The following is a 13,821-nucleotide window of genomic DNA, read 5'->3' as shown; positions in this document are numbered from 1 at the left end:
CCGGGAACGCCATGGAAGAACGGGGCGGAACAACCGTGGAGCGTGAGCTCCGGGTGTGAAGGTGCGTCTTCGCCGCGATCGGTTACGCGTGGGCCCCCAGTTCCGGCGCTATCGAGACCCGGCTGAGGCATGTCGCGATAGAGCGATCGCCAATTGGGATGGGGGCGAACGAAAAGAGTGAGGTCCACCACGAGCGCCGGGCGTAACTGGGACTCTTTCCTCACCCACGGATGCGACTCGGCGATCAGCACCTACAGGGAGGGTCACGTGAACGAGGAATCGCGGCAGACGGAAGTAGCGGACAGAGCTGGAGGCGCCGGGCAAGGGCCCGCTCACGGACACCTGGAAAGTCCTCTATCCTCCCGACTCGTCCTCGCTCTCCGAGGTATGACTACGAAGGCGGGGGAGTAGACATGGGCGTGACGGCAGAGGATCACCACGTTGCCGTGGTGGGTGCAGGGATCGTCGGCCTCGCCGTCGCTCGCGAGATAGTAATGCGGCGGCCCGACCTGCGAGTCCTGGTGATCGACAAGGAGTCGGAGGTCGCAACGCACCAGACCGGTCACAACTCCGGCGTGATCCATAGCGGCATCTACTACGCCCCCGGCTCGCTCAAGGCCCGCCTGTGCGTCGAGGGATCCCGCCTGATGTACGAATACTGCGACGCCCATGACATCCCCTACGAGCGGTGCGGCAAGCTGATCGTCGCACTGCACGAGCACGAACTCCCCGGGCTTTGGGAACTCGAGGCGCGTGGCCGCGCCAATGGGGTCACGGGACTCAGACGGGTGACGGCCGAGGAGATCCGCGAGATCGAGCCCGAGGCCCGCGGGATCGCTGCTCTCCACTCGGCCGACACCGGCATCGTCGACTATGCAGAGGTGTCGCGCGCGCTGGAGCGTGAGCTGCGGACCAGGGGCGTCGACTTCGCGCTCGGCCACGAGGTGGCAACTGTCAGCCGCATCGGTGATAAGTCGGTCCTCGAGACCGACCGCGGGCGACTCAGCGCTTCGCGGGCTGTCTTCTGCGCCGGGCTGTGGTCGGACCGGCTCGCGATGACGGCCGGCGCCTCGAGCGATCCTCGGATCCTGCCGTTCCGTGGTGCCTACCTCCACGTGGCCAGGGATCAGGCGCCGGTTGTGCGCGGAATGGTCTACCCGGTGCCCGACCCCGACCTACCCTTCCTGGGAGTGCACGTCACCAGGCACATCGACGGGAGCGTCTCGCTCGGTCCGTCCGCGATGCTGGTGGCTTCGCGCGAGGGGTATTCCGCGCTCAAGGTGCGGCCACGTGACGCGGTGGCGACGTTGACCTGGCCTGGGACCTGGAAGGTTGCACGGCGGTTCTGGCGCACCGGTATCGCTGAGCTCCGGCTGGCCGCGAGCCGACGTCGATTCGTGTCGGCCTGCGCGGCTTATGTGCCCGTCCTGGCATCGATGAGACTCGACCCCGGCTCGGGGAGTGGCGTACGAGCTCAAGCCGTTGGCCGCGACGGCGCCCTCCTCGACGACTTTGTGATCAGCGAGACGCCGGGCGCCTTTCACGTCCGCAACGCGCCCTCGCCCGCCGCGACGTCCTCGCTCGCGCTCGCCCGCGAGCTCGTGGACCGGATGCAACTGGACAACATCGTCGACGGGACCGGGTGACAGTTCCCGTCAGTCCCGACAGTGCCGGAGCAACCCGAGTTCACTCGCCACCGGATGCACACGCCTGATCCACCTCTTACTCTCGTCGGCACGGCAGCCAACGGCACGGCCGCGACCGGCACGGCAGCCAATGGCACCGCAGCGACCGGACAGGCCCGCGAGGCGGATCCGGCAGCCCGGGATCGTGCCAGGGAGGAAGAGGTGGGAGGTAGTGACGACCATCGCCGCGCGGCCGCAGAACATCTGCGCTGCGCTGAACGGCAAGGCGGGCGAGGTGGCGCCGTCGTCGTCGTCACGGGGTGTGAATCCGGCCGGACCGACGACGCTCGGCGACGGTTCCGCCGGAGGGTCACCACCGTCTCCCGGGGAGCGCGGTGACTGACCTGCTCGGGCATCCCACCGCCCCGGCGGTGGTGAGGACGGTGTCGGACCTCGCGGGATTCCTGGGCGCCCCGTTGGTGGGTGATCCGGCGTCGGGGTCGCTGCCGGTTCGGGATATCAGTGACGACTCCAGGACCCTCTCGGGCGGCGACGCGTATCTCGCCGTCCCGGGCAGCCGCTGGCACGGCCTCGACTTCCAGGCCCAGGCGGCGGCCGCGGGAGCCGTCGTGGCGATCAGCGACCGTCCCTCGTCGCTTCTGCCCACCGTCATAGTCGACGACCCCCGTGCGATCGGCGGCCCGCTGTGCGCCTGGTTTCACGGCTCGCCGTCGGGCGACATGCGGGTCTTCGGCGTCACCGGGACAAACGGGAAGACCAGTACCTCGCATTTCCTCGACGCGGGTCTTGCTGCGGCCGGCGAGATCACCGGCCTGGTCTCCGGGGCCACGATCCGCGGCCCCGGTATCGAGCTGCGGCCGGTACGCACCACACCGGAAGCGACCATCCTGCAGCGGACGCTCGGTCGATTCCGTCGCGGCGGCGTCACCGCCTGCGCGATGGAGGTGTCCTCCCACGCGGTCGACCAGCGCCGCATCGACGGCACGAGGTTCCGCACGATGGCGTTCACCAACCTCGGGCGCGATCACCTCGATTACCACGGCACGATGGAGGCCTACTACCGGACCAAGGCGTCGCTGTTCACCGCCGAGCGCACGGACACCGCGGTGATCTGTGTCGACGACGAATACGGCCGTCGGCTGGCCGCGTCCGCGGTGCGACCTACGTGGCGGTTCTCGGTGCGCGACCCATCGGTCGACGTCTACGCCGACGGGATCGTCTGCGATTCCGCTGGTTCGCGGTTCGTCGCGCACACGCCGTTCGGTGCTCTTCCCGTGCACCTCCAGGTGATGGGGCCGCATCAGGTTCCCAACGCCGTCGCAGCGCTGACGAGTCTGCTCGCTGACGGGCTCGATCCCGCAGCGGTCGCGTGCGGCCTGGAGTCCCTCAGCCGGATACCGGGACGCTGCGAGCCTGTCCACGCCGGGCAGTCGTTCACCGCGATCGTCGACTACATGCACAACGAATCCGGCCAACGGGTCCTACTGCCCTTTCTCGACTCGCTGGCGGGCGGTCGGCTCATCCTGGTGATCGGGGCGACCGGCGACCGCGACACCACCAAGCGCGGCCCACTCGGCTATTCCGCAGCTTCCTTCGCCGACGTGGTGATCGTGACCGACGAGAGTCCGAACGACGAGGACCCCGCCACGATCCGGGCCGAGGTTCTCGCCGGGGCCCGCCGGGCACGCCACGCCCGGGTCGTGGAGGAACCGGATCGGGCCCGCGCCTTCGAGCTCGCCGTGGCCACCGCCGCCCCGACTGACGTTGTGGTGGTCACGGGACGCGGCAACGACCACGTGCAGCGCTACGGCGACCATGCGATCTCCTTTGACGACCGCGCCCAGCTCACCCACGCGATCTTCACCGCGATGAAGGCCGGTGACGCACGGTGACATCGGATGGTCGGCGCGCCTCTAGGGAAAACGGTCAGGTTCCACGTGGAACGTAGGGGATTCCGCGCTAGCGGGGGATCGCCGTGTAGACGGCGATCTCGTCGGGCACGCCCTTGATCCTGGCGAGCCGGAAGGCCCTCTTGCGCCGAGCGGCGACGCGCGAGTCGTCCAGACCGGCGAGCGTGGTCTCGCTGATGAGGATCTCGCCCGAACCGGCCTTCTCCGCCAGCCTGGCCGCGATGTTGACGTCGACCCCGAGGTAGTCGCCACCGATCATGCGCGGGTGCCCGGTGTGGATTCCGGCCCGCAACCGGGGCTGCCAGCCGGCAACCATGACCTCGCCCACGCCGGCGGTACCGGCGACGACCGCGTCAAAGGCGAGCTGCGGCGACGGGAAGACGGCCATGAGTCCGTCGCCCAGTCGTTTGACCACGTGTCCGCGATGCGCGCGCACCTCGGGCTCGAGGGCCGAGGCGACCTCGCGGAGCAGCAGCAGCGAGTCCTCATCGCCGGCGCGCATGGCCCAGGTGGAGAAGCCGACGAGGTCGGTGAACACGATGGTGACCTCGGTCTCGCCGGCCCCTCTACCCGTGCGTTCCAGCAGCGAATGCCACAGTTGCAGCCCGCCCAGCGTCAACTCACGCGATGCGGTGGGTTGCTCGTCGAACATGCGGCCGGCGAGCCGGGCGATCGTCCCCGCGCTGTCTCGACCGGCCGCCGAGAGCGGGTCGCCGAAGCCGGAATCCCCGGGCAGGACCCGCCTGGCGCGGCGCAGCACCTCGACCGCCCCGGGGTGTCGGTTGACCTCCCGTGCGCCCGCTGCGACACGAGCCGCCGACACGCGCGCCTGCGCCCAACGAGGATTCGCCATGTCCAGAGCGTAACCGGACCACTCTGGCCCGACTCGAGGACCAGCACTCCTCGTCCGGCGACCGCCACCGGGAGCCCACGTCCTCCGCGACCATTGCCCCGCTCCGCACCTGCGCGCGAGCCCGGAGGGCAGCGGGGAACACGCCAGTGGCTCGGTCGAGCGAACGTACCGGAAACCGGTAGACATATTGTGATGTGAACCCGCCGGAAGTCGTGTCGACTCGATCCGCTTCTGTGGTGCGGGAGTGATGGGTGGAGGAGGTGAGTGTGTCCGAGTTGCAATCCGACGAGGGCTTCCTGGCTGACGGTCTGGCCGCTCTGGCCGCTGACGGGCGGTCCTTCACCCCTTCCTCGCCCGGAGTGATCCTGGTGGTGCTGGACCACTCCGGCGGACTCATCGCCGCCCGGGGGTTCCGCGAGGCCGAGACGATCGGTTCGGCGGGGTTGGCCGCGCTCAGGACCGCTGTGGGTGACCGGGCCGTCGTCCTGCCGGGCCCGCTCGACCGGGCGCCTGTGGTCCTGTTCGATACCGACGTCCACGACCCGGGTGACCTGGTGGCGGCGCTGTTGGACCACCTCGCGCTGCCCCTGGAGCTCTCCGGCGAAGCGCACTTCGTCCAGTCCCGCGTGGGGCTGGCCACGGCGGCGGCGGTCGGGACAACGGACCTCGGAGACCTGGTCCATGCCGCATTCGCGGCCGCCCACGTGGCGATGGAGTCGGGGGTGCTCGTCCATGAGGCCACGGACTCCCTCGTGGCGGAGACCCGTCGGGAAGCGACGCTGCGCACTGCGATGGCGCGTGCTGTCCGCGGCGACTTCGAGTTGCACTACCAGCCCATCGTCGACCTCACGACCGCCCGGGTCCTCGGGTACGAATCCCTTCTTCGGTGGCGCAGTGAGGGCGAGTTGCTCGCTCCTCCGGCCTTCCTCGCCGCCGCCGAGGAGACGTCCCTGATTCTGCCCATCGGCAGAGTGGGGACCCGCGTGGCGCTGGGGCAGGCCGCCCGGTGGAACGAGGGGCGCGCCGACGGACCTCTCTTCATGTCGGTCAACTACTCCGCCCGGCAACTGTCCGATGCTCTCCTGCTGCCGCACGTCGAGCGTGTGCTGGACGAGTTGGCCCTCAGCGCGTCCACGCTCTGGGTGGAGATCACGGAACGGGATCTCATCAATTTCGGGTCTCCGGCCACCCGGACGATCGAAGCGCTCGCCGAACTGGGTTGCGTGATCTGCGTCGACGACCTCGGGACCGGCTTCGCCGCACTGCGCTATCTGGCCGACCTCCCCGTGAGCGTGGCCAAGGTCGACCGCTCGCTGGTGTGTGCTGTCGGTGAGGATCCGTCGATCCGGAGCATCGTGGGGGCGGTCTGTGACATCTCCCGCTCGCTCGGGATCGAGACGGTGGCGGAGGGCATCGAGCACGAGGATCAGATCCCCCAGCTGCGGGAACTCGGTTTCACCCACGCCCAGGGATTCCACTTCGGGCGCCCCGCGCCGGCGGCCGACCTCGTCAATCCCTGAGTGGACCCCTGAGGTCGAGGCAGGCCTTCTCATATCGCCTCAATGAGGATATCCTCATGTCAGTTTGGGGGCGTGGTTCGTGGGGGGTCCGCCCAGAAGTCGAGTAGGTGGGGTACTCCGATGAACAGGCGAATCGACATGCGGCCCGGGGCCGCGCGCATCTCTCCGGTTGGATCACGTCCGTCGCGGGGGGAGGGCTCCTCATGCGAGTCCTGATCACCGGCAACCAGGGATACCTGGGGACCGTGACCGCGGAGGTGTTCTGCGATGCGGGACACGAGGTCACCGGTCTGGACACGGGGCTGTTCGCGGGGTGCGTGGTGGGGCGGGGGCCGCTCGACCCCCCGACGCTCGCGACCGATCTGCGGGACGTCACCGCGTCTGATCTCACCGGGTTCGACGCGGTGGTCCATCTCGCGGCCCTCCCCGTACCCCCGCGCGACGCGGCCGTACGGGACATCACCGGCCACGTCAATCACCTCGCCACCGTGCGACTGGCCCGCGCTGCCAAGGCGGCCGGGGTGGGCCGGTTCCTCTTTGCCTCGACGTGTTCGGTGTACGGGACGAGGCGGGATGAGCCCGTCAACGAGTCCGCCGCGCTGCACCCGTGCAACCCGTATGCGCAGTCCAAGGCGCGGGCGGAGGAGGAGCTCGCCGGGCTCGCGGAGCCGGGGTTCGTCCCGGTGTTCCTGCGCCTGGCCACCGCCTTCGGGTTCTCTCCCCGGCTCCGCTCCGACATGCTGCTCAATCACATGGTGGGCGACGCCGTGTTCACCGGAAGGGTGCAGGCACCGGCCGGCGAGGACACCAGGTGGCCCATGGTGCACGTGCGGGACGCTGCCGACGCCTTCCTGCTCTGCCTCACCGCTCGACCGGAGGTGGTGGACTGCGCGGCGTTCAACGTGGGCAGCGAGGCTGCCACGATGAGTGGCGCGGAGATCGCGCGCACGGTGGTGGAGGAGATCGCGGGCGCGATGTTGGGCCCCACCGGGACGGACCCGTCCAGTCCCAGGCCCTGTCGGGTCGGCTTCGAGGCGATCCGTCGAGCCGTCGGTTTCGAGGCCCGGTGGGGGATCGCGGACGGTGTGGTCGAGCTGCATCGCGCCTACGCCGAGTCCGGGCTGGACGCCGAGACCTTCTTCTCGCGCTTCAGCCGCCGGAACCACCTGAGCACGATGCGGGAGACCGAGGAGCTCAACGACGAAATCCGCCGGCAGGAGGCGCTGGTATGACCGTGCAGAGCGCGGAGGTCGTCACGACGCCTCCCCACAGAAACCTCCGCTTCTCCCGGCGTCGCGCCGACTTCTTCCTGGCGCTGCTGGACACGGTGGTGTTCACCGCCGTGATGGCCGTTCTGCTGGAGAACGTGTGGGCGGCGGTGGCGGCCGCGCTGGCCGTGGTGCTGACCGTCGAGATATCGGGGAACTACCGCTCCCTCATCACCCTGTCCGCGCTCAACGACGCGCCGCGGCTCGCCGGGGCCGCACTCGTCGGCTCGCTGGTGGTGGAGTTCGCCCGCGGGGGCCAGGACCCGATCGGGGACCTCCTCGAGATGGCGGCCTGCATCTTCGCGGCCCTCTTCGCGATCCGCGTCCTCTACTACGCCGTCATCCGTCGTCGTCGGCTGTCCCCGTCAGCTCGGCGCCGGACCGTCATCGTGGGCGGCGGACTGGTGGCCTCGGAGTTGCTCGACAGCATCCAACGGTTCCCCGAACTCGGCCTCGAGCCGGTGGCGGTGATCGACGCCGACCCGCTGCTGGGCGCCGACCGTCTGCCCGTGCCGATTCTCGACCGACCGCTGCGGGAAGTGGTGGTGGACCTCGATGCCCAGACGGTGATCGTGGCGTTCCGGAACCGCCCGGACTCGGCGCTGGTCTCCGCGCTGCGCCAGTGCGATCAACTCGACTGCGAGATCTTCCTCGTCCCCCGCCTGTTCGAGTTCGTGCACATGAACTCGGACATGGACCGGATCCACACCATCCCGCTCATCCGGGTGCGGAGGCACATCTATCGGACCTGGTACTGGCAGTTCAAGAGGGTGTTTGACATCGCGGTGGCCGGCACCGCGCTCATCCTGCTCTCTCCGCTGCTCGCCCTCTGCGCGCTGGCCGTGAGCGTGTCCGGCCGCGGGGCGCCGATCCTGTTCCGTCAGGTCCGGGTGGGCCGCGACGGGCGCGAGTTCATGCTCTACAAGTTCCGCTCGATGCGCCCGGTCAAAGCCACGGATTCCGACACCGACTGGCATCCCGAGGACCGGATCGGCCCGGTCGGGCGCTTCCTCCGCGCGACCTCGATAGACGAGCTTCCCCAGCTGTGGAACGTCGTCCGCGGGGACATGTCCCTGGTGGGTCCGAGGCCGGAGCGCCCGCACTTCGTCGAGCAGTTCGCCCGCACCTTCCCCTCCTACGGGGACCGCCACCGGGTCAAGGTCGGGCTCACCGGGTGGGCGGCGATCAACGGTCTCCGCGGCGACACGAGCATCGGGGACCGTGCGCTCTACGACAACTTCTACATCCAGAACTGGTCGGTGTGGTTGGACATCAAGATCCTGCTGCTGACCGTCAGGGCCGTGGTGGCGAGGACCGGCTCCTGAGTCGGCCACCCGCGGTCGGCGTCAGTCGGTGAGGTCCTCGACGGGACGACGCAGGCTCACCGGCCCGGGCGCCGGAGCGTGTGACGACGACTGGGCGTGTGACAGCAGGAGTAGCACCGCCGGGACCTCGTGCACGGTCGCGCGGGTGAGCGCACGGAAGCGATCTGCGAGGTCGGTGAGCTCCTCGGAGTGGCCCGGCGCCAACGCCGATAGGTCGGTCCGGGACCCGGCGTGCAGGAAGACCGGCGTCATCGGGTGCACCGCCACCCCGGCGCCGTTGGCCCGTACCCAGAGATCGGTGGCGGCCCAACCCGACCCGAGGTGGGCGAGCGCGGAACCATCGGGCGCGAGGATCACCGCCGCAACCGACGCCGAACCCGCCCGCGCCGCGACGTCGGCGCCGAGGGCTTGCCCGGCGTCCCACTCGCGCAGGTGATCCATCACGTCGGGGCGACGGAAGATCGTCTGTAGCGGGACCTGCGGCGGGGCCAGTGCGCGTTCGGAGTCGGGAACCCCGACCGGCTCAGGGTCGCGGGGATGAAGGGCCACCCAGTCCGCGTGGAGTCGAGGGGTGAGGAAGCGGAGACGCTCGGCGCGACCCAGGATCTCGGCGAGAGCGGCGAGCTCTGCGGGGTCGTGGAGAAGGACGACGCGGGGCGGGGGTCCCTCCAACGGGCCCTCGACCAACGGGCGGCCACGGACGGCGTCGAGCTCCGCGACCGTCAGGGGCGACCCGGCACCGGGAGCACGGGACGTGTGCCGGGCGAGGAGGGCGTGCAACGCGGCCTCGCCCTCGGTCTCCGCGGCCGTCAGGTCGACGACGACGCGGGGGTCGCCCGCGTCGCCGCGGAGCCCGGTCGTACCCTTCAGCCCGACGGCGCGGGCTGCGACGGCGGCGGAGAACCAGGCCGCCCCGACCCCGATCATCGTCGCGCGCCGAGCGAGGTCGACCGGGGAGTCGGCGACCGGCGCCGGGCGCACCTCGAGAGACGCGTCCACCAGGCGGAAGCGCCAGGGCTGCATGTTCCCGAGCGACGGCGCCCGCGAGGCGGCGTGGAGCACGGTGTTGACCGCACCCGTGCCGCGCGCGGCCTGACGGGGATCGACGTGCGGGCGCGCTGGCACGGGCGGTGCCGAGCCGCTCGCCCGGGGTCCCGCAGTGGTGGAGTGGTCGCTGGATCCGAGACCATCGAGCGCGACGTCGAGGTCCACCCGGATGCGGCCGGAGGGGAGCGGTTGACGCCGGACCAGCCGCCGAACCGCCGCGGCGACGCTCGCCCCGCCCAGTGCGACGTCGCCACCGGTCTGCGGCCAGGCGGAGAGCGTCCTCCCGAGTTCCAGAGCTGAGGCGGCCATGCGCGGGGTGATCGCGGAGCCGTCGAGGATCTCCAGTGCGAAGGGGAGTTTCTGCTCGGTGGTCAACCGGGCCAACGCGTCGCGGTCGAGGTCGCCCACCAGCCCGTGGAAGAGGGGCCGACCGGGTTCCAGGTCGAACCGCTCCACGTCGAGCACCCCGCCGTCGCTCGTCTCCATGATCACCGGGATCCCGGCCGCCCGGGCGCGGTCCCGCACCAGCACCTTGGCGTCGAAGGAGTCGCACTCCTCGGCCACCAGGTCCAGGCCGTCGAGGAAAGCGCCGAGGGTGTCCTCGGTGATGCCCCGGGGTTCGACCTCCACCACGAGGTACGGGTCGAGTTCGGCGATCCGCCGGGCGGCGACCACCGCCTTGTTCACCCCGAGGTCGAACACGGTCGCCGGCACGCGGTTGAGGTTGGACAGCTCCAGGTGGTCGAAATCGGCCAGCCGGAGCCTGCCGCACAATCCCTCGAGGGCGAGCGTGTGGGCGACGGCGTGGCCGACACTCAGCCCCACCACGCCGATGCTCAGGGCGCCCGCGCGCTGCTGCTCGTCGTTGGTGATCTTGTTCCGGTTCCGGTCGAGCCGGAGGCGTCGGAAGCCAGCGGGAGCGAGCAGCCTGACCAGGGTCGATCGCCACGGGTAGTGCACCCATCGGGTATCGGTCGGGTCGCCGTCGAACGGTTCGGCGAGCGCGGTGAGCGCCTCGATCTGGCTCGCCGAGTGGTCCAGTACGAGCGCGCCGGCGTCGCGGAGCTGCGCGAGGCGTACTGCCTGCGCGGGCTCGCGCTCGTCGAGCACCTCGGCGGAATGTGACGCAGCCTCCCCGTGCACCGGCTCAGCCCTCCGAGGACCCGGCGCCGCTGGTGACCGCGGCGACGTCCCGGAGCATCTCCCGGTGCACGTCGGGATGGGCATCGAGGTGAAGTCGCTCGCGGTCCCACCACATGAGATTCGTCCGGTACTTGGCGTTCGGGTAGGGCGCCGGGGGGATCTGCTCGGCGACCCGCCCGCCGGAGACCTCCCACCGACGCAGGACATGATCGGCGGCGGTGGCCATGAGGTAGCGAACCCCGGTGAGGACCATGGTGGGCAGCGCCGTCCGGGGCAGGAGGGCGGCAACGGTGGCGGCGTCGGGGCCCGAGGCGGTCCAGGCGGTCTTCATCTCCACGACCCCGTCGGACAGGCGTTGGCCGATGGAATCGGCGACCTGATTCACGCCGGGCTGCCCCGCCCACTCGAGGAGTGCGTGCGACTCGTGGTGGCTCCGGTAGGGGCCCTGCGCGCGGACCCCGCCGACCACCGAGCCGCGCGCGTCCACCGCGGCGAAGAACAGCATCGTGCTCGCACCGTCGACCACCTCGGCGTACGGCAGCGCTGCCGACACCCCGTGCTCGGCGTAACTGTCGCGGGCACCGTCCAGGTACCCGCGCCAGAGTTCCGGCGCGGCTGATGGCGTGGAGAGGACCAGGGAGATCCCGTTCTCCCGCGCCATCGGGCGGGTCTCCGATGCCGGGGGACGGGCGGACGAGACGGGCCGCGATTCAGACATGAGATCTCCTTGATCCGGCCAGCCGGGATGGCGACCCGCACTAGGGGCGGGGTGAGGGGAACGGCAAAACTCCACCGCCACAAAGGATCAGTGGAGATGAAGGGAATGCTACCCCCGGCCATTCCCTCCCGGATGGTGAAGCGCCGCTGTGACCACCCTGTTCGACGAATGCGTGGTGATCGGGGCCGAGACGTGCGGACGCCAATTGCGCACGATCCCGACTACGATCCGTTTATGGGGGGTCCGGTCTGGGAACGGTTCGACGCTAGGTCCGCTGCCGTCCTCGTGAGTACCAGCGGGGCGTTCGTCTTGCCGCTCTTTGCCTTCGGGAGTCCGGAGTTCATCCGAGCCGGGGGGATGCCGGCTCTTGTCGGGGTGTGGCTGTTCACCATCGCCTCCTTCGCCTACACGTTGCGTGCTGGCAGGTTGAGCGACCGGCAGTTCGTGGTAATCGGATTCGGCGGGATGATCGGCGTCGCGGTCTCGGCGTTCCTGGTGACCGACCCGGCGGCCGCGAGAGCGATCGTCGCGCTGCTGTCCGCCATCCCGGCGATCGCCGCGATGGCCTCGACGAGGCGGGTCACGACCCTGTTCACCACGGTTGCGATCCTGATCGCCGTGGTCCTCTCCGTCTACTGGTCGGCGTCCAACACCGCCCGGTTGGTCGCCGCAGGTGCGTCGGTCCTCACCATCTGTATGCCGGTCTTCATGGTGGCGGTCCTGCGGAGCTCGTTGGAGTTCGCGGTGGAGAAGGTGGCCAAGCTCGGCCAGATCGATCCGCTGACGGGTGCGTTGAACCGACGCGGTCTGATCCAGCGTCATGCCCGTGTCTTCGACCGCTGTACCCGGAACGGCCAGGCGGCCGGTTTCCTGCTCATCGACATCGACCATTTCAAGGCCGTCAACGACAGCCGCGGCCATGCTGCGGGCGACAAGGTGCTCGTGGACACGGTGCGAGCTATCGCGGCGGCCGCCCCGTCCCAGAGCCTGGTCAGCCGGATCGGCGGCGAGGAGTTCGTGGTCCTGTGCGGCGTGGACAGCGTCGCGGACATGAGTGCCAAGGCAGCGCGCATCCGCGCGGCCGTCGCGGCGGGGGATCAGGTTACCGTGAGCGTGGGTGCGGTATACGCCCCGATCGAGCGCGCTCGCGAGGGGCACTCCAACATCTCGGAGATCATCGACGCGCTCACCTGGCAAGCCGATCGCACCGTGTACCTGGCCAAGGATCACGGCCGGGACCGTGTGGTGATGCAGACCGCGCCCACGGTCCGCTGGCGCCCCGGACTTCCCGCCGAGCTGCCGAGTGAGCTGGTGGACCTCTCGGGCAACGTGGGGCTCCGGGCGCTCCTGGGTCGCGGACGCGACCGGCAGGTACGAGCCCGGTAAGCGGGACGTGCGGGACGGATCGCAGCGATCAGGCCACGGGCCCGGACAACGCGACGCCTTGCTGACGGACCCAGTCCGCGGCCCAGTCCTGTCGCATCGCCGTCCACAGCTCGTCGCCGCGCACTGGGTCCAGACGGACCACACTCTGTCCCCCCACCTGATCCAGCCCGGACACGGGTGCGGTCGTGAAGGTCAGGTCCGGGGGTTCGAGGTAGCGGAGGGATGCCGCGAGTTCCCGGAGCTCGTCGATGCTCCACTCGTCGTCGAGCACGATCGAGTTGGACATGGCGTCGACCAGCCCGTACAGGGCGAGTGGATCTTCTGGCATGGCGTTCCCGACGAACTCGGTCAGGAGCGCTCGGAGAAAGTTCTGATGTCTACGTACCCGGTCCAGGTCACCATTGGGCAGTCCGTATCGCTGACCGACGTACTCGAGTGCCCTGGCGCCGTCCAGGTGGTGTGGTCCCGCCACCCATGTGATGTCGCGAGCGTTGTCATAGACCGTCTCAGGGATGTCCACGGTGACCCCGCCCACCACGTCGGTCAGTGTGCCGAAGCCGTCTCCGTCGATCAGCATCACGTGGTCGATCCGGATCCCGGTCAGTTCCTCCACGGCGGAGACCGCCAGGGCTGGGCCGCCCAGGACCAGTGCCGCGTTGATCTTCCCCTCACCATGGCCCGGCAGTGGCACCCAGGAGTCCCGCGGGATCGACACGGCCATCACCGAGGAGCGATGCGCGGGCACCCGAAGGAGTATCACCGCGTCACTCCGGCCGTGTTCCTGCGTCTCGGGATGCCAGTCCTGTCCGAGGAGGAGAACCGTCAGTTCCTCCGGTTCCGGTGGCGGCCGGGTGCTCTCCGGGGGAAAGGCGGCGTCGACCCGCGTGACTCCGTGATCCACCCGGTTCTCGAGCTGCTGGATCCCCCCCACGGCCAGGCCACCGAGCGCCACCAGCGTCATGACTGTTCCCAGGACATTGGACACCATCCGGGACATGGCTGTTC

At 69.8% G+C, this 13,821-nt stretch carries 11 protein-coding genes; 7 read left to right on the top strand and 4 right to left on the bottom strand.

Features of this window, described 5'->3' with window-relative positions; translation table 11 throughout:
- Positions 1 to 413: 413 nt before the first annotated feature.
- The 3 genes from lhgO to R4P08_RS01835 all read left to right on the top strand — a co-directional run bounded on the left by lhgO (position 414) and on the right by R4P08_RS01835 (position 3,538).
- Positions 414 to 1,646, top strand: coding sequence for an L-2-hydroxyglutarate oxidase (lhgO, locus tag R4P08_RS01845; protein ID WP_317812046.1), 1,233 nt, complete (start codon positions 414 to 416; stop codon positions 1,644 to 1,646).
- Positions 1,647 to 1,857: 211 nt separating this feature from the next.
- Positions 1,858 to 2,028, top strand: a complete 171-nt coding sequence (locus R4P08_RS01840; protein ID WP_317812045.1) for a hypothetical protein — start codon at positions 1,858 to 1,860, stop codon at positions 2,026 to 2,028.
- Positions 2,021 to 3,538, top strand: coding sequence for a UDP-N-acetylmuramoyl-L-alanyl-D-glutamate--2,6-diaminopimelate ligase (locus R4P08_RS01835; protein ID WP_317812044.1), 1,518 nt, complete (start codon positions 2,021 to 2,023; stop codon positions 3,536 to 3,538). The genes R4P08_RS01840 and R4P08_RS01835 overlap by 8 nt, the downstream gene beginning before the upstream one ends.
- Positions 3,539 to 3,605: 67 nt before the next feature.
- Here R4P08_RS01835 and R4P08_RS01830 read toward each other — a convergent pair whose 3' ends face one another.
- Positions 3,606 to 4,409, bottom strand: a complete 804-nt coding sequence (locus R4P08_RS01830; RefSeq protein ID WP_317812043.1) for an adenylate/guanylate cyclase domain-containing protein — start codon at positions 4,407 to 4,409, stop codon at positions 3,606 to 3,608.
- A 266-nt stretch (positions 4,410 to 4,675) separates the two neighbouring features.
- Here R4P08_RS01830 and R4P08_RS01825 point away from each other — a divergent pair, with 266 nt between their 5' ends.
- From R4P08_RS01825 to R4P08_RS01815, 3 genes are all read left to right on the top strand, one after another.
- Entirely contained in the window at positions 4,676 to 5,929 is a 1,254-nt protein-coding gene (locus tag R4P08_RS01825; RefSeq protein ID WP_317812042.1) for an EAL domain-containing protein, read from the top strand.
- 203 nt (positions 5,930 to 6,132) lie between these two features.
- Entirely contained in the window at positions 6,133 to 7,161 is a 1,029-nt protein-coding gene (locus tag R4P08_RS01820; protein WP_317812041.1) for an SDR family oxidoreductase, read from the top strand.
- On the top strand, positions 7,158 to 8,522 hold the full coding sequence (locus R4P08_RS01815) for a sugar transferase (RefSeq protein WP_317812040.1): 1,365 nt from the start codon (positions 7,158 to 7,160) through the stop codon (positions 8,520 to 8,522). Before R4P08_RS01820 ends, R4P08_RS01815 begins: the two co-directional genes overlap by 4 nt.
- Positions 8,523 to 8,543: 21 nt before the next feature.
- Here R4P08_RS01815 and R4P08_RS01810 read toward each other — a convergent pair whose 3' ends face one another.
- Together R4P08_RS01810 and R4P08_RS01805 are read right to left on the bottom strand one after the other, a co-directional pair.
- Positions 8,544 to 10,712 (bottom strand): Rv1355c family protein, encoded by a 2,169-nt coding sequence (locus tag R4P08_RS01810; RefSeq protein ID WP_317812039.1) that lies wholly within the window; start codon positions 10,710 to 10,712, stop codon positions 8,544 to 8,546.
- Positions 10,713 to 10,716: 4 nt separating this feature from the next.
- On the bottom strand, positions 10,717 to 11,430 hold the full coding sequence (locus R4P08_RS01805) for a hypothetical protein (RefSeq protein ID WP_317812038.1): 714 nt from the start codon (positions 11,428 to 11,430) through the stop codon (positions 10,717 to 10,719).
- Between the two features lie 234 nt (positions 11,431 to 11,664).
- On the opposite strand from R4P08_RS01805, the gene R4P08_RS01800 reads away from it, so the two are divergent.
- Complete coding sequence (locus R4P08_RS01800) at positions 11,665 to 12,816, top strand: diguanylate cyclase (protein WP_317812037.1); 1,152 nt, start codon at positions 11,665 to 11,667, stop codon at positions 12,814 to 12,816.
- Positions 12,817 to 12,844: 28 nt separating this feature from the next.
- On the opposite strand, the gene R4P08_RS01795 is transcribed toward R4P08_RS01800, so the two are convergent.
- Positions 12,845 to 13,813, bottom strand: a complete 969-nt coding sequence (locus tag R4P08_RS01795; RefSeq protein WP_317812036.1) for an LCP family protein — start codon at positions 13,811 to 13,813, stop codon at positions 12,845 to 12,847.
- Positions 13,814 to 13,821 lie beyond the last annotated feature (8 nt).

This window comes from Rhodococcus sp. IEGM 1408 (assembly GCF_033142235.1).
GTDB lineage: Bacteria > Actinomycetota > Actinomycetes > Mycobacteriales > Mycobacteriaceae > Dietzia.
The sequence above is the reverse complement of the archived record's forward strand: the minus strand, read 5'-3'. Positions and strand labels throughout refer to the sequence as shown.